General features: G+C 29.1%; 27 protein-coding genes. 3 read left to right on the plus strand and 24 right to left on the minus strand.

Annotation, left to right across the window (positions count from 1 at the left end; genetic code table 11):
- Positions 1-213: 213 nt before the first annotated feature.
- The 4 genes from P4S50_RS09990 to P4S50_RS10005 all read right to left on the minus strand — a co-directional run bounded on the left by P4S50_RS09990 (position 214) and on the right by P4S50_RS10005 (position 3,449).
- Positions 214-1,707: an NHL repeat-containing protein gene (locus tag P4S50_RS09990; RefSeq protein ID WP_277730636.1), complete on the minus strand. Its 1,494-nt coding sequence runs from the start codon at positions 1,705-1,707 to the stop codon at positions 214-216.
- A gap of 358 nt (positions 1,708-2,065) precedes the next feature.
- Positions 2,066-2,548 carry a hypothetical protein gene (locus tag P4S50_RS09995; RefSeq protein ID WP_277730637.1) on the minus strand — a complete coding sequence of 161 codons (483 nt, stop codon included), beginning with the start codon at positions 2,546-2,548 and terminating at the stop codon, positions 2,066-2,068.
- Positions 2,549-2,642: 94 nt separating this feature from the next.
- Positions 2,643-2,825, minus strand: a complete 183-nt coding sequence (locus P4S50_RS10000; protein ID WP_277730638.1) for a hypothetical protein — start codon at positions 2,823-2,825, stop codon at positions 2,643-2,645.
- A 93-nt stretch (positions 2,826-2,918) separates the two neighbouring features.
- Positions 2,919-3,449 carry a Holliday junction resolvase RecU gene (locus P4S50_RS10005; protein ID WP_277730639.1) on the minus strand — a complete coding sequence of 177 codons (531 nt, stop codon included), beginning with the start codon at positions 3,447-3,449 and terminating at the stop codon, positions 2,919-2,921.
- A 117-nt stretch (positions 3,450-3,566) separates the two neighbouring features.
- Here P4S50_RS10005 and P4S50_RS10010 point away from each other — a divergent pair, with 117 nt between their 5' ends.
- Positions 3,567-3,707 carry a hypothetical protein gene (locus P4S50_RS10010; RefSeq protein WP_277730640.1) on the plus strand — a complete coding sequence of 47 codons (141 nt, stop codon included), beginning with the start codon at positions 3,567-3,569 and terminating at the stop codon, positions 3,705-3,707.
- A gap of 68 nt (positions 3,708-3,775) precedes the next feature.
- Here the strand turns inward: P4S50_RS10010 and P4S50_RS10015 are convergent, their stop codons facing one another.
- The gene (locus tag P4S50_RS10015; protein ID WP_277730641.1) at positions 3,776-4,330 is read right to left on the minus strand and encodes a host-nuclease inhibitor Gam family protein; all 555 of its coding nucleotides are present in this window, start codon (positions 4,328-4,330) and stop codon (positions 3,776-3,778) included.
- A 20-nt stretch (positions 4,331-4,350) separates the two neighbouring features.
- Positions 4,351-4,563 carry a hypothetical protein gene (locus P4S50_RS10020; RefSeq protein WP_277730642.1) on the minus strand — a complete coding sequence of 71 codons (213 nt, stop codon included), beginning with the start codon at positions 4,561-4,563 and terminating at the stop codon, positions 4,351-4,353.
- A 122-nt stretch (positions 4,564-4,685) separates the two neighbouring features.
- Between P4S50_RS10020 and P4S50_RS20280 the strand changes: the two genes are divergently transcribed.
- Entirely contained in the window at positions 4,686-5,042 is a 357-nt protein-coding gene (locus tag P4S50_RS20280) for a DUF805 domain-containing protein (RefSeq protein ID WP_416390159.1), read from the plus strand.
- Between the two features lie 43 nt (positions 5,043-5,085).
- On the opposite strand, the gene P4S50_RS10025 is transcribed toward P4S50_RS20280, so the two are convergent.
- The 16 genes from P4S50_RS10025 to P4S50_RS10100 form a co-directional block, all read right to left on the minus strand.
- Positions 5,086-5,226, minus strand: coding sequence for a hypothetical protein (locus P4S50_RS10025; RefSeq protein ID WP_277730643.1), 141 nt, complete (start codon positions 5,224-5,226; stop codon positions 5,086-5,088).
- A 13-nt stretch (positions 5,227-5,239) separates the two neighbouring features.
- Positions 5,240-6,004 (minus strand): antA/AntB antirepressor family protein, encoded by a 765-nt coding sequence (locus P4S50_RS10030; RefSeq protein WP_277730644.1) that lies wholly within the window; start codon positions 6,002-6,004, stop codon positions 5,240-5,242.
- A 15-nt stretch (positions 6,005-6,019) separates the two neighbouring features.
- A complete protein-coding gene (locus P4S50_RS10035) occupies positions 6,020-6,259 on the minus strand; it encodes an AbrB/MazE/SpoVT family DNA-binding domain-containing protein (protein ID WP_277730645.1) in 240 nt (79 codons plus the stop codon).
- Between the two features lie 46 nt (positions 6,260-6,305).
- Positions 6,306-6,566 carry a hypothetical protein gene (locus P4S50_RS10040; RefSeq protein WP_277730647.1) on the minus strand — a complete coding sequence of 87 codons (261 nt, stop codon included), beginning with the start codon at positions 6,564-6,566 and terminating at the stop codon, positions 6,306-6,308.
- A 15-nt stretch (positions 6,567-6,581) separates the two neighbouring features.
- Positions 6,582-7,319, minus strand: a complete 738-nt coding sequence (locus P4S50_RS10045) for an ATP-binding protein (RefSeq protein WP_277730648.1) — start codon at positions 7,317-7,319, stop codon at positions 6,582-6,584.
- Entirely contained in the window at positions 7,261-8,337 is a 1,077-nt protein-coding gene (locus tag P4S50_RS10050; RefSeq protein ID WP_277730649.1) for a DnaD domain-containing protein, read from the minus strand. The genes P4S50_RS10045 and P4S50_RS10050 overlap by 59 nt, the downstream gene beginning before the upstream one ends.
- A gap of 248 nt (positions 8,338-8,585) precedes the next feature.
- Positions 8,586-8,759 (minus strand): hypothetical protein, encoded by a 174-nt coding sequence (locus P4S50_RS10055; RefSeq protein WP_277730650.1) that lies wholly within the window; start codon positions 8,757-8,759, stop codon positions 8,586-8,588.
- 13 nt (positions 8,760-8,772) lie between these two features.
- Complete coding sequence (locus P4S50_RS10060) at positions 8,773-9,648, minus strand: hypothetical protein (RefSeq protein ID WP_277730651.1); 876 nt, start codon at positions 9,646-9,648, stop codon at positions 8,773-8,775.
- A 51-nt stretch (positions 9,649-9,699) separates the two neighbouring features.
- Positions 9,700-9,858, minus strand: a complete 159-nt coding sequence (locus tag P4S50_RS10065; protein ID WP_277730652.1) for a hypothetical protein — start codon at positions 9,856-9,858, stop codon at positions 9,700-9,702.
- A 9-nt stretch (positions 9,859-9,867) separates the two neighbouring features.
- Positions 9,868-10,047, minus strand: coding sequence for a hypothetical protein (locus P4S50_RS10070; protein WP_277730653.1), 180 nt, complete (start codon positions 10,045-10,047; stop codon positions 9,868-9,870).
- Between the two features lie 138 nt (positions 10,048-10,185).
- Positions 10,186-10,383 carry a hypothetical protein gene (locus P4S50_RS10075; protein ID WP_277730654.1) on the minus strand — a complete coding sequence of 66 codons (198 nt, stop codon included), beginning with the start codon at positions 10,381-10,383 and terminating at the stop codon, positions 10,186-10,188.
- Position 10,384: 1 nt separating this feature from the next.
- On the minus strand, positions 10,385-10,921 hold the full coding sequence (locus P4S50_RS10080; protein ID WP_277730656.1) for a helix-turn-helix domain-containing protein: 537 nt from the start codon (positions 10,919-10,921) through the stop codon (positions 10,385-10,387).
- Between the two features lie 105 nt (positions 10,922-11,026).
- Positions 11,027-11,164 carry a hypothetical protein gene (locus P4S50_RS10085; protein WP_277730657.1) on the minus strand — a complete coding sequence of 46 codons (138 nt, stop codon included), beginning with the start codon at positions 11,162-11,164 and terminating at the stop codon, positions 11,027-11,029.
- A 50-nt stretch (positions 11,165-11,214) separates the two neighbouring features.
- Complete coding sequence (locus P4S50_RS10090) at positions 11,215-11,397, minus strand: 4-alpha-glucanotransferase (protein WP_277730658.1); 183 nt, start codon at positions 11,395-11,397, stop codon at positions 11,215-11,217.
- 63 nt (positions 11,398-11,460) lie between these two features.
- Complete coding sequence (locus P4S50_RS10095) at positions 11,461-11,730, minus strand: helix-turn-helix transcriptional regulator (protein WP_277730659.1); 270 nt, start codon at positions 11,728-11,730, stop codon at positions 11,461-11,463.
- Entirely contained in the window at positions 11,684-11,917 is a 234-nt protein-coding gene (locus P4S50_RS10100) for a helix-turn-helix transcriptional regulator (RefSeq protein ID WP_277730660.1), read from the minus strand. The genes P4S50_RS10095 and P4S50_RS10100 overlap by 47 nt, the downstream gene beginning before the upstream one ends.
- 150 nt (positions 11,918-12,067) lie before the next feature.
- Here P4S50_RS10100 and P4S50_RS10105 point away from each other — a divergent pair, with 150 nt between their 5' ends.
- Positions 12,068-12,487, plus strand: a complete 420-nt coding sequence (locus tag P4S50_RS10105) for a helix-turn-helix domain-containing protein (protein WP_277730661.1) — start codon at positions 12,068-12,070, stop codon at positions 12,485-12,487.
- A 328-nt stretch (positions 12,488-12,815) separates the two neighbouring features.
- Here P4S50_RS10105 and P4S50_RS10110 read toward each other — a convergent pair whose 3' ends face one another.
- Complete coding sequence (locus tag P4S50_RS10110) at positions 12,816-14,723, minus strand: AAA family ATPase (RefSeq protein WP_277730662.1); 1,908 nt, start codon at positions 14,721-14,723, stop codon at positions 12,816-12,818.
- Complete coding sequence (locus P4S50_RS10115) at positions 14,716-15,222, minus strand: hypothetical protein (RefSeq protein WP_277730663.1); 507 nt, start codon at positions 15,220-15,222, stop codon at positions 14,716-14,718. Before P4S50_RS10115 ends, P4S50_RS10110 begins: the two co-directional genes overlap by 8 nt.

A 15,222-nucleotide genomic window follows, 5' to 3' on the forward strand; every position in this document is an offset into this window, starting at 1 on the left:
TATTACCTAAACTAATTTATATAGCATTATCGCACGCTTTAAAAATTAATTTTCTATAATACTATTATACTATCTTTTTTTCATTAAATGTGGAACTAAAAGGGAAGTAAAAAGGAACTGTATATAATATAATTATTTAAATTAATCCTATTTTTTTATTAAAATAAATAAAAGGCAGGAAACTTAATTCCTACCCTTTAGCCATATTAATATTTACTTGTTATATTCCATTACCTCAAAAGATACAATCTTATCTCTAACTATATAATCTTTTCTACTTTCAAATGGTCCTACATTGTAATCTTTCTCTATTGTATAACATGGAGTTGATATTTTATTGTACCAATCAATAAAGTCATTAACTTCTTTCATAGTCATGTCATATTCTTTTTCTGTTCCTTCTTCCATGGTAATTCTTAGTAAGGCTCTTTCTCCTTTATTGCTTGGCTTTTCTGATCCTGTACCCTTATTGTTAACAAGTTTTTTCATTCTTATTTGTCTTATATTACTTTCACTCTCTTCATGCCAAGTAACATATAACTCATTATTATATACTACTCCCATTGGATTATTAAGATCTTCTTTAGAAGAATCATAGCTTAGTGTTCCATTATCTACACCTACCCATTTACTCCCATTATACTTTTTTGCTCTTATTTGCCATATACTACTTCCATTGTTTTCATGCCAAATGACATATAATTCATTATTATATACTACTCCCATTGGATAATAGGCAGTTTGAGACTTATCATAGTTTAGTGTTCCATTATCTACTCCCACCCATTTACTTCCATCATATTTTTTCACTCTTATTTGAAATATATTCTTTCCATTATATTCACAATGTTCCATCCAAGTAACATATAGCTCATTATTATATACTACTCCCATTGGATAAGAAGCACCTTTAGAAGAATTATAATTCAAAGAACCATTATCTGCCTCTACCCATTTACTTCCATCGTATTTTTTCACTCTTATTTGATTACTATCTTCACCATGTTCATACCAAATAACATATAATTCATTATTATATACTACTCCTATTGGATTACGAGCAGATCCTGAAGAATCATAATTCAAAAAACCATTATCTGCCTCTACCCATTTACTTCCATCGTATTTTTTCACTCTTATTTGATCACTATTTTGACTATGTGATTCATGCCAAGTAACATATAGATCATCATTATATACAACTCCCATTGGATCATAACCATTTTTAGAAAAATCATAGTTTAGTGTTCCATTATCTACTCCTACCCATTTACTTCCATCATATTTTTTCACTCTTATTTGCCATACATGAGTTCCAGTATTTTCATACCAAGTAACATATAGCTCATTATTATATACTACTCCCATTGGGTGATAAGCAGTTTTAGACTTATCATAATTCAAAGAACCATTATCTACTTCTACCCATTTACTTCCATTATACTTCTTTGCTCTTATTTGAATTGGTCCTGAACTATGTGATTCATTCCAAATAACATATAATTCATTATTATATACTACGCCCATTGGATTATAAGCACCTTTAGAAGAATCATAATTTAGTGTTCCATTATCTACTCCTACCCATTCAAATTCTGGTTTCTTTTCCTCGTCTTCTACAGTATCTGCAAAAACACTAAAACTATAAAACATCATACATGAAACTATCATTGCTAAAGTGAATATAAACTTAAAATTCCTTTTCATTTTCTCTCTCCTTCTGTATTTATCATTTTTCTATATATTAACAGTAATATTTTGTAATTTTAAGTCTTATTTTGTAAAACCCCATATGATAGAGTTAAAGTTTAATCTAATTCAGGAAAAATATAGAAATATCTTCTTCACTTATCTATAGATTTTATTAATATCTTATAACTAGCAAAAGTAAAAGAGCCTACAATTTTAATGCAGACTCTTTATAGCAAATATACGAAACCTCAAAGTTTCTTTTTGTTAAAACACTATATTTACTTTTTAAATAATTGTATACTTTTCGATAGCTGAAACAAAATTGATGTGAGATTGTTTCATTTCTCTATACTAACATAATACCATGGCCCCCCTAAGAAATGTGGCTGTTAAAAGGCTCAAAAACGGAAGTATCACCAAATAGCCCAAGAGAAAGCTTGCCTATAGCTACTTTTCTTTTTTCTCTGCACCACCTCTCATTATACTTAACTATACTTGCAACTTGCCACCACTGTAACCCTGTTATATATCTTGATTCAATTATAGTCCTTTCCTTTTCATTAAGAGCTGATAACCCTCTATCTACCTTATTAATCTTGTTCTGAATTTTCATGATCTGATTTTCTAACCTGTTAATCCTTTCAATATTAGATATAGCTTCTTCTTCTGTAGTACAAACTATATTATATGTTGGAGAAGACTTTTCCTTGTCGTACCTAATAGCTCCAGTTCCTACAGTATCCATTTTTAACTCCTGAATTTCTGATTTTAAATTTTCAACACTAACTTTAAGCATCTTATAGTTGTAAAGCATCCACTCTGTTTTTTTGTATGTATCTTTATTTTTTCTTTTCATAATCTCTTCCCCTCTCATTCTCTATGTCTAAAATAAAAAAGGACACTCCTAGCCTATATTAGACTTAAGAGTGTCCGCTGCTTATACAGTAGGACTAATATGCTTTTTTCCTATTTCTTAAAGTGTAATCCATTTGAAGATTACCATTGTGATTGTTTATCTCTATATTAATATAATCTAATTTATGCTCATTATCTGCTGAATCCAGTACACAGCTTATAAATGATACCATCTGATACTTCAACATTTCTTTTTTACTCTGCTCTTTTTGATTCATTGTGTTCCTCCTCTTTTAATTGTATATTATTTCCAGAGAAATAGTTATTTCACTCTCACGGATTTTATAAAATTTTATAGTTTAATCTTCTTTTCATATAGCAACACCCTCCAAATAATCAAGAACTATTCCATTCCTTGACTTAACTTCTCTCATTCTCTCTGTTGGTATGTAATTGAATCCTCTCTTGCCTTTGTTAGCTTTCCATCTATCCCAATAATCAATTACTATGCCTCCTGGTATTAAATATCTCTTATCGTACTTCTTCATATAGCAAAGTATGAAACTTATTTCACCCATTGTCAGGGCATTTTTTATGTATTCTATTTGATGTTCCTGAATATGCGCTAGTGGCAATCCTCTTTCATCTTCTGATTCCTTACAATCAAAACTTATTGAAAGTCCTGGCTTAACAGTTCCCCTAAAATCTAGAGTTGATTTTTGCACTGGAAATGCTGATACGATTTTCTTTCCTTGTCTTTTTACTTGCCATGGCGTACTAATTTTCTGTATTAAAGCTATTCCTCTATTTTTATATCCTTCATTAGATTTTATTATTTCTTCTTCAAAGACCTTCCCTTTGTTAGCCATCTTGTAATTCTTTTTATAACTTGTATCTCTCAAAATCTCTCCTCCCTCAAGTTTTAAATATTTCAACCTTCTTTCCGACATTAAATCTTACTATTCGACAACTTTATATTATGATAAAATATTTTTATTATGATAATCGGAGGTGTTAGTATGAGTAAATGTAATGAAGAAAATTGTACCTGTCCAAATACAGAGTGTGAAAGACACGGTAAATGTTGTCAATGTATTAATTTCCACCGTGAATTAAAATCACCAGTTCACTGTATGAAAGAACTTGTTAAGAGTGAATAGTTAGTTCTAATAATGCTAAAATTTCAATACTTTTAGCATTATTATATTTTCATGTATATAAGATGCTATTAAAACTTAATTTCAAACTTCCCTGCTTTAACTTCTACTTCTAGCCCCTCAACTTCAAGTACCTCTCCAGTGATTTTATTGATTATGTTTCCATTATCTATAACTAGGTTTTTCTTTAAATCTCCCCAAGCTAGATCTTCTTTAACTTTTATGTAATCTTCATATCCTTCTAAAGCTTTTATATTTTCAAGAACTGAATCTTTATTAATTTTAAAATCAGACTTATCCTTTTTAATTACTATCTTTCCTGAAGGTAAAGCATACGTTTTTTGAGTTTTAGTCTCCTTCATTTTCAAAGTCTCAACATATTCTCTTAGTTTACTTTCAAAGAAGCTCGTTTCATTATCTGATTTCTTTCTTTCCTGATCTAGAACTGATTTAATCTGCTCAATCTTAGCCATGGCCACCTTTTCAAATCTTTCATATTCTTCTCTAGATTCTTTTATCTTATCTAATGCCCAATCCGCTGTATTATCGTTATCTATCTTCCAAGTTTCTCTTTCTTCTTCACTTACATTTAAAAACATATCTGCTAATCTATAATTTTCATTCATTTTTTAAGACCTCCATTAAACTATATTTCTAAACTCAAATTACAATTTTGAAACTTCGTGCCTTCCTGCTCGTTGTCTCCTCCAAACTCTTCATTTAGCTTTTTGGTTAAATTTATTCTAAAATTATTTAGATAATTTTCTTCACCCATCATTAGTATTGTTTCTTTAATAAATTCCTGTGCTTCTTTATCTTTTATATCTATTTCAACTTCTATAGTTCCTTTTATTTTCATACGTTTCCCTCCCTTATTACTAGATAACATACTATTTTAGTTCAATATGCCCCTTGTATCCCCGTCAAAATTTGTTATAATTATACAATATTTGTATTGTTTTTAAATTAGGAGGTGATATTATCGAAAATCTATTTGATTCTGAAGGTCGTATAAATCGATCTAAATATATTTATTATCATTTTATAGCTTTCATTGTTGGCTCATTAATAAATTTATTTCTAAATTTACTTCCTTGTAATGATGACAATGTCTTTCTTTTAATCTTTGTTGGTTTGTTATTTATAGCGTATTTAGTATTTGCTATCTGCCTTATGATACAAAGATTACATGATTTAAATCGATCTGGAATTCATATATTTCTATTCATGGTTCCTATTTATAACATCTATTTAAAATTCCTAATATTATTTGGAAAAGGTACTAATGGACCTAACAAATATGGAGAAGATCCATTAGCTTTCAAAGAAATTGTTTAATAGCAATTTCTTTTTTTATTTACCTAATTTTAAAACTATAATGCTATTTAAACTTATTCTTGGTAATCATATAATTAAATTTCCACTCATTCTTAACTTCCTCTATTACTTCAAGCCATGGCCTATAATTTTCCTCTTCAATCCTCTTTTGAATAACCTCAACTGCTTCAAGTAAAATTCCCATATCCACCACCTCTTTATGCTGCATGTTTTATGTAAAGCTGACTTACTATGTTTATGTATATTTCTCTTAGCTTCGTATCTAACTGAATAACATCTAAATAATTAGATTTGTCTATTGCAGTTCTAGTGGACCCATTAAGGGCCATTCTGCTTTTTAGATTTTCAAGTCTTTGCTTTAAGTTGCATCTAGCTCTTTCTTGAAGTAGCCTGTAGCTTTCATCAACAAATGTCTTATAATCTCCATGCTTAAGACCAATTTTTCTAAGCTTTCTACCTACTTCTTTTCTCCAGTCCTCTTCTCTATTTACTATGGTGTCTTTTATATCCGTTATTTGATTTTGAGTACTCTCTAACTTTTGCTCTAGCTCCTTTTGCTTCTTGTCCTGTATCACAAGTTGATTTATTGTTTGTTGAAGTATCTCTAGCTGTGATTGAGGTTTGTGTGGCTGATTAAATCTTTTCTCAACTTCTATGAAATAGTTTCTTATTTTATGAGCTTTTTCTGTTCTTGCAAGCATAACTAAATGTTTTGCTATGTCCAATTTTAGAATATAATCCTCTATATCATTCCCCTCGACATTAAGTCGAACCTTTACAAAATCTATATTTTCTACAAACATATCATCTTTAATCAAATTAGTTTTAATCCATCTTGAAAATTGTCCTTTCGCTAATTCCAATCCTTTGTACAACTCTCTAGCACTAACTACCTTTTCTTTGTTATCTGTTGTTTCCATTACTGGTATTAATCCATTCTCAAGCAAAGTTAAGTTATTCAACTGTATCCCCCTCCTCTATTTACTTAATTTTGTAATGCAATCACTACATATATTCTTACCTTCAAAATGCTTAATCTCTCTTGCATTTCCACAGAATACACATGCAGGCTCATACTTTTTAAGAACTACCATATCTCCATCAACATATATTTCAACTGAATCCTTGATATCTATATTTAAATTCCTTCTCAACTCTATCGGTAATACTATTCTTCCTAATTGATCTACTGCTCTAACTACTCCTGTTGCTTTCATTCTCAATCTCCTCCAATTTGTTTTTTATATTTTTTTATGCTTTTGATTAAGCTAGTTTAATTTTCAATTCTTCTTTTGGTGTGTATTTACTAAAGCATTCTCTTAGTCCTGATAAATGCTCAAACACATATAAATTCTCAGTTTCACATATGAACTTTAGTTTTTTGTTGTTTGATTTTCTTCCTCTTTTGCCTGTTAAGTCATAACAATTAGATACTGTTATTTCTACTAGGTATACTTCTCCAGGGTTTAAATTAACTTTTCTATTATTCACTATTGGTTTGGCTTTGCAAAACTTTCTTGCCATTGTTCTTCCCCCTTGTTAAATAGCTCGTTTATTTAGTCTGTGATTGAAGTTTCCACCTACAAATTCAATCATTCTACCATCGCACTTTTCTATGATTCTACTTCCTATAGCTTCATCAATATTTAACAGCTTGTCTGATGTATATTCGCTAGATACTATCATTGGACAACCCTTTAAGTATCTGTAATTTATAATCTCAAACATGATATTTATATCTGTTTCAGTGATCTTGCCTTTAAACAGATCATCTATGAGCAATACCGTTGCATTCTTGTATTTTGATATCTCCTTTTGGTAGTAATATTCATCAAGCATATTTTGTTTAAGCTGAGTTATCACGTCTCTGTACTGCATATATAAAACCCCTATGTTCTCACTCATTAGGTTATTAGCTATCGCAATAGACAAATGTGTTTTCCCCGCTCCTACTTGACCTAAGAATGCTATAGAGTTTGATACATTGTCTTGTATCTGTTTGAACTCTTTGCAATACATAATAGCTGCTATCTTTGTTTTTTGAAGTTCTCTGTTCCCTTTATCTTGGAATGTATCAAATGTCTTTTTCCTAAAGGCTTCAGATATGCCTGAGTTTCTTAAAATCGTCTCGTACAGAGTTCTTTCCCTGCATTCACAATCATCCATGGCATCAGTCTCTGGGTTATAAACCAATCCCCTATCCTTACACTTTGGGCATCTAAAAGATTCCGTTTTCTCGCATCCACTCTTTAAGTTCTTCTTCGGATAACTGTTCAAGTCCGTATGTTTCTGGTGGCTTTGGTTTGTATTCTCGGTGCTTTTTATCAGTGCTTGTACTCGTTTTTGTAGTACCTGTATATCTATTTCGCTCACTTGACTTCACCTCTTGATTTTTAGATTTAACCGTATCAAATTGTTTATCTCGACCTTGTGATTGTTTATTTTGATAATCCCTCATATAAGCTTCAACTGCTTCTAGAGTTAACAAGTTATTCTCTCTCCATCTTTTCAAAATACCTTCGATATAGGCTAGATATCTCTTTGAGTTACAAACTGCTATTTCAATTGCTCTTATGATTAATCTATAATCCATTCCATCATCATCTAGGTAAGCTATTAACTTTTGAGCTTCGATTGGAGTTATTGGATGAATGTTTTGATCAAATACTTTTTTTATTTCTGAAAATTCCTTATTACTACTACTACAAAAACTCTTTGTAGTAATCTTTGGTATTGCTCCGTCACTGTGTCGGTGTGAATCGTCACCATGACTCTTTAAATCGTCATTTTGACTTTGCGAAATGTCACTAGGAGTATTGCTATCGTCATTTTGTCCTTTGCTAACTTTCAATGCTTCGTAATAAAAATTAATGTCTATTTTATAATTTTGTAGTGTATATCCTTTTTCAAATAAATCCTTTACCAAATTTATAAAATTCACTCTATATTGATATGTTCTGTCATACTTATATTTAGGATTTCTTCTTCTATCTAAGTAGCCTTTTTCAACTAAGTTATCTAGTTTACGACTTATTGTTTTTTCTGAAGCTATATCCATTAATTCTTCTTTTAGTTCCGATGCTTTTTTATAGATCCATCCATTGTTTAACTCTTGTATTGATTCTCTTTTTTCTTTATATTTTTGAACTCTTTCATTTTCTTCGCTTATGAATTTATCAAAATCTTGAACTTTTTCACTCCAATAAATCATTTGATTTAATAAAATAGCTTCTAACATCTCACCTGTTATCGCTATATACTCTTCTTTTATTACAACTTTTCTAAGTTTATCCATATTCTCACCTGCTTTTGTATAAAATTTGTAAAACTTGTCTATGATTTAGATAAGATAATTTCTAAACCCTTAATCTTAGGGGAGTTCATATTCGCTCCCCATTAAAATTGAATATTTTTCTCCCCTACTCCCACCAATTAAAGAGGGCATCTTTGGTGGGAGTTTTAATTTCTATAAGACTACATAAAGTAAAGTTCTGTATTGTCTTAGTAGGGCTTTTATTTCATTCTTAATATATTTACTCCGTTTTAATTAAAAGTTCTCTCTATGGCTATTTTAGGATCATATCCTTTTTTATTAATCAAAGATTTTATTCTTGGAATGTAGTACTGTGTAAAGTTATCTATCTGAGTTGAATTAGGATATCTTAAACATCTGCTTTTATGCCATTCTTTATATGCTTCGATTATCTGTATCTCCATCTAATTCAGCTCCTTATTTATATTTCTTTTGGCAATCAAGACATAATTCCTTACCAAATCTACTCTTTGAATAAGTTGATACAACTTCCTTTATCTTTTTACTACATTCACTACAGATCATTTTGCTTTCTCCAGATTCTTGAACATCTGGTCCCACTGCTTCATCGTCTGTTCTATGTGTATGAGCTTTGGACAATTCTTCATCTCCTCCGCCTGTTCTTTCTTGCGTTGATTCTTCTTGATTACCCAATACTTGATCCTCATTGTTTCCTCCGTTAGTGATTGGAAAGGGTAACTCTCCATCTGCATCTATTTGAAAATCATCTTCCATGTAATTGAAGTTTTCTTCGTCTATCATATTTGCATCCATAAATCCATCTGCTGTAATCTTCTTAACACATCTGTTGTATGCTCTAGTAGCTGCCATAACATCTAAGAACTCATGTATAGTTTTCATTTTGATGTTTTGAGGATTTGCTGTGGCTGTTTCACTTACTTTCAAACCATCTCCAAATACTATTATGCATTTGTTCAATGCTGTTCCCTTTGGAGTTGTTAGTGCTGCCATATCGTAATCTCTATCCTTAAGCATCTTGTCCAATAACTGAGGTGGTAAGTTTAAAAACTTTTGCATATCTTCTGGTCCTTCATGAGAATATGATACTGGTATACTTAAAATAGTTTTTATTCCTCCACGTTTGTTTGCTACAGATTGAAGCTTAAGACTTAATCCACCTTTACTTATATAAGGTTTACCTCCCATATTAACTAGATATGGTTTCATCCCTTTCATATCTAATACTCCATCATAGTTATTTATAGTTTCTAATGCACCCATGGCATTCTTATCATTGTTAAATTCTGCAGGTACAGTTTTATTTTTTGACATGTTTAACCCTCCGTTATTTTATTTCTTCAGTTAATTATTTTTTAAATTTATCTAAGCCGAAATATCTATGTTATTAATCTGTTCTTTTTCTAATCTATTCTCTAGCTCTCTTATAGCTTGTAGGCTAAGATGTAATGCTCTGTAATGTTTTGTATCATCAACATTCATTTTAGCTTCTTCAAGCTCTGTCTTTAGTTCATTAAGAGTCATATTTACCTCCTATGCTGCATGTACTTTACTTTCAAGTTCATTCAATCTATTTACAAACCAATCTCTTGTATCAGCTAAGTAATTCTTTAACTCTAGTTTTGTAACTTCATTTATAGCTTTATCAAGTTCTTTGATCTCGTGTTTACACTCATTTATTTCTTCTAATACTTCTAGTGGTATATATATCATCTTCATATCTCCTTCTTAGTTTTTTTATAAACTTTCTAACTTTTTTATAAAAATTATTGTTCGAGACATTTTTTTCGTGTTATAATTCAAATACGTTAATTTAATATTCAACATTTCTTAAGACTTTTAAGTGGCTGCTTAAAGGTCTCTTTTTATTTCTGCTAACTTTTCATCTGTTGTTGAATCTATTGTATTTAGAATCTCTTCAAAGTTATCAAAGTTTCCTTTTTCTTTAGATATTTTAAATAACACCTTTATAGATTTTATAGTTTGTGATTGATCTGCTAGATGTGAGTACTTCTCGTAATTAATAAGAAACTGTATATGTTTAACCATATTAATGTCTTCCTCCTATTCGGGTGTATGACTTAGAAATTACCTTTTTCTGAATTCGTTTGTTTATACTTTTAATAGGAATTCCTATTTCTTCTTCAACTCCTACCAAGAGCATTCTCTTCCATCCAACTGGATCTGCTATTTGTTCCATCAAATCACTTATCTTTTCGATTTGTTCTTTGGTGTATTCCTTACCTGTCATGTTTTCCAGTACTATGTTAAATAGTTCCTTTTGTGCTTTAATAGATTCTTCTTCCTCTTCAATATTCTTTGCTATAAGTCTTATTAGGTCACTTTTAATTCCTGAATAATATGGTGTAACAATTAAATCTGCATCAAGTTCATTTACAATTTCAAGTCTTAATCTACTGCTATCCAATATGTCAGGTATCTTCTTTTTTATATCTATTGGGATTTCTCTTTTACCTGCTTCCCACTCTGACATATCTGATTGAGACACATTCAATGAAATTGCTAATTGTTCTTGTGTTAAGTTCTTTCTTTTTCTTTCTCTTTTCATTAGAATCCTATAGCACATTTCACACACCCTTTCTATTTAGTTTTCAAATATCGGTTGACTAGAATATTTGTAATGTCTATATTCCTCTGTAGATTTATTCCAAGTCATTTTGCTACAATTAAATTATCGATAAACGTTTAATGCTTTTAGCATCCTTCCTTGTAAGATTGCTTCTTCTAGTTTAGAAGTTAAATCTCTAACCTTACATGTAAATACATATCTTCTTACTATCCCCTCCTTCTGTCCTTCCTTGATTGTCATATCCTCACCTCCTTTCAGAGCTTGTACTACTTTTTTGAACTAGTCAGTTTTTATACTGACTGTAGTTTTCTCTCTTTGTACAATTCAATAATTTCATCAATCGTATCTGAAGGAAGTGAAGTATATAATATTTTGGCTACAGCTCTAGCAGCTCTGTTATCAAATTCTTCTTGATTTTCTTTTGTTGGATAATTTACTGTAACTGTAAACTCTTTTTTTGATTTTGCAGCCATAACTAATCCTCCTTTCTGATAGATGCTTATTGATAAAGCTTATGAAAATCAAATTATGTCCTATTACTCCAGATAGAACATATCTCCTAAGCTAACTTCAAAGAATTCACATATCTTTTTCATTAGCTTAGTTCCAGGAGTAAAATGTTGTCTTTCAAGTTTTGATATGTAAGCTCTTGTTACTCCTAGTTCTTTTGCTAGTTCGTCTTGATTTAGTCTTTTATAGGTTCTGTACTTCTGCATGTTATTTCTTATTGGTGCTAAAGTTTCTATTGTTCTCACCTCTTTATGAAGCTTTATTTGCTTTTCTATTGGACGATTCGTCCATTTCATTATTAAAAAAAAGTTCCTCTACTGGTTCATTGAACAAATCCGAAATCTTTTTTGCTAAATTTATATTAGGATTTCGTATACCTCTTTCTATTTTATAATAAAAAGAACTAGATATATTTAATTGGCAAGATATTTGGGCTACTTTTAATCCTGATTTTTTTCTTAGTTCCTTTAATTTTATTCTCATTCCTTCCCTCCCTTTGGACGATTCGTCCATCTCTTTAATATCATTATAATGGACACGTTGTCCAATGTCAATATATTTTTATACATTTCGTCCAAAAGAATAAATTAATTGGACACTTTGTGCTAAAATCATATCGTGAGGTGAATTAAAATGGATTTTGGAGATAGACTTAAGAATTTAAGAGAAAATAATAATTTATCTAGAGAAGATTTATCTAAAAGCTTAAATATTTCTTACTCTGCTGTGGCTAAGTATGAAACTAATGTAAGATTTCCAGATAAAGATACATTAAATAAAATCGCAGATTATTTTGATTGTTCTTTAGATTATCTTTTAGGAAGAACTAATAATCCTAAAGGATCTATTAAACCTGAAGGTAATTTACATAAAGATAATACAGAGTATAAAGCTTATGATGAAATCTTTCAAAGGCTACGCGAAAGACTTGAAGAAGAAGGCATAGTTGAAAAAGATCAACCTGTAAGTAAAGAGATTATAGAAATGTTACTTAAATTTGGATCTGGAGCTGCTATAGAAATATTAAAGGCGAGAAATAAAGAAGATATGTAATTCACTACATACCCTTCTTTATTTTTTTTATGATTTTTTCTATATATATTTGGATTTCTTTATCTTTTAAATTATCTATATTTGATATTTGGGATTTTAGAGTTTTGATTTCTTGTTTCATGTTGAAATTTTCCCCCTCAATTTGTTTTTAAATGAAAGAACAGTTTCGTTTTAATCGAACATATGTTCGACGTTTATTTGCATTATATTCCTTTTTTCTCGTTTGGTCAAGGGATTTTATGTGTCAAAAGAAATCACGTTTATTATATATTAAAAATAATAGCTACCTACAATTGCAGATAGCTATTATTTCTCTTAATATATTCTATTATTCATTTGTAGGAATTAGTAATTTATCATCAATATTATATATTGGGTTTATATCCTCTAGATGATTAACAAAATCACTTTTAATTGTAAGAATTATTTGGAAATCTTCTTTATAATATTCAATACAAAATTTTTCAATTTCAGTAAATATTATTTTCAATGCCTCAGCATCTATTCCAAAATTTTGTGGTGTATCAACAAGCATAAATTTAGGATGAGGAATATCTCCTGATATAGATAGCTTTAATAACGACATATAGTAAAATAATCTTCTATGAACTTTTGATGCAGTATTTTTATAGTAACCTTCATTAATGATAGGTAAATAATCACTGTCTATCTTTGCATTTATGATTTCTTTGTCTGTATTAATTAAAAACGATTGATATACTTCACTAAATAATCTGATTATTTTTTGCATTTTAGCTTGATGCTTAGTTTCATGAGTTTTATTACTTAAAAATAAGTCATTATATTTCTCTTCTAATTCTTTTAAAGCTTTATATTCTAATTCATACTTTCTAAGCATATCTAAAATCACTCGCTTAGATTCAATCTTTTTTTCCAGCTCCAGAATAGATTTATTTAATGATCTTATTTTGCTAAATAATTGCTCTTCAGGAGTATTTGAAACTAATTTTAATAATTCCTTTCTTTTAATTGACATTATTTTATTTAAAGAATTCAAGCGTTCTTCAATATTAAGTATCTCATTTTTATTAAATCGTATCGCATCTTCAGTAGTACGTATTGCAACCTTTTTTGTACTTAAAATATTGTTATGATCTTTTTGAGTATAAAAAAAATTTTGATAAACACGCTCATCTAAATTAGTTCCACATATACATTTTCCTATTTTTCTATCAATTTCTTTACTACATATTGGACATTTATCCGGAGTGAATATACCTAAATATTCACTAGATAATATAATTCTTTCAATATTTTTAATTTCAGTTTGTTGAACCTTATGTAAGGTATAAAATTCATCTAACTCTTTAGTTAGTATATTTAGAGAGTCTTGATTTTTATTTATTTTTTCTTGAGTTTTTAAAATACCTATTTTTATATTTTCAATATCTTCATCATAATTTTTTCTAATTCTAATCTCATAACTTTCTAGCATTTCCTCATAAGCATTTTTCTGAGCTGTTAATTCATCTAACTCTTGTTGAACAAATTTAGAGTTTGATTTTCCAAATTCTTTATTTATTTCTCTGTTTGTTGTAATTATTGCATCAACGAGATTTTTCTTTGAAAGAATTTTATACTCCAAAACTTTCAATTTATTTATTGAATCATAGTATTCAATAGAAGCATTACTTGTTAAAACCTCAAAAATCGTCTTTCTAATATCAAGCGAATCGTTAATATAATTACTTTTTCCATCAGGTTGTTTATGAATGTAATAACTATCCGATAACTGATGATGATATAGTAATCGCATAAGATGGTTAAATCCCAAAATAAAAGATTTACTTCCCTGATAGAGTTTTAGTTTTGGAATCTCTAACTTATCTAATAACCAATCAGAAAAAATGAATTTTTCTGAATTTCTATTAAGATAATACGAATCTGATTGTTGTGTCTTAATATTTTCAACAATAATAATATTACTTTCGTCTGAATTAAACTTCCTTACAAATTTATAAGATACATTATTGATATCAACATAACATTCTACGAAATTATTTTTATCATCTATAATTTGTTTGTGTACTTCTGATTCTTTTGGATTAAACTGTTTAACAGTTCCACCTAGAGAGTAATATATCAAATCTGATAGTGTAGATTTTCCTGACCCATTATCTCCAGTAATCAAATTTAGTCCATTTGTAAATTGAGGACTTTCAAAATAGTAATTTTGACCATAATAATTTATCTTTCTTAACATAAATTTATTCATTATACTCAATCCCTTTAAATAACTTAGAATAGTATGTTTCATATTGAACAGATGAAATTTTAATGTATATTTTCTGTATTTCAATTGTGTTTTTGATTAGATCACTAAAAATCTCTTCACATATGAATTTACATTTTTTCTTGTTTAAATATATACTTAATTCATTATTATTATAACAGGTACATATATACCCTTTATCATTCAAAGTATTTAAAACTCGATTAATCTGAGGTTCAATAATTTTAGATTTAAGAAAAATATTGTTTAATCTCTCATAATCTAAAAGTTTAAGTTTATACTCTTTATCTAACTTTAATTTAAACAAACTTACATTATCTTCAGCGTTTATAAAATAGATTAATGACGATAATTTCTGAGGAAATTTAAATTTTCTTTTTTCATCAAATCTTTTTAAAGCATATAGTAATGCAATTATATTTACTGCAATAAAATGCGGATCCATATCTACGCTATAAAACATTTTTTTCTTTGAATCCAT

The sequence above is a fragment of the Tepidibacter hydrothermalis genome (assembly GCF_029542625.1).
GTDB lineage: Bacteria > Bacillota > Clostridia > Peptostreptococcales > Peptostreptococcaceae > Tepidibacter_A > Tepidibacter_A hydrothermalis.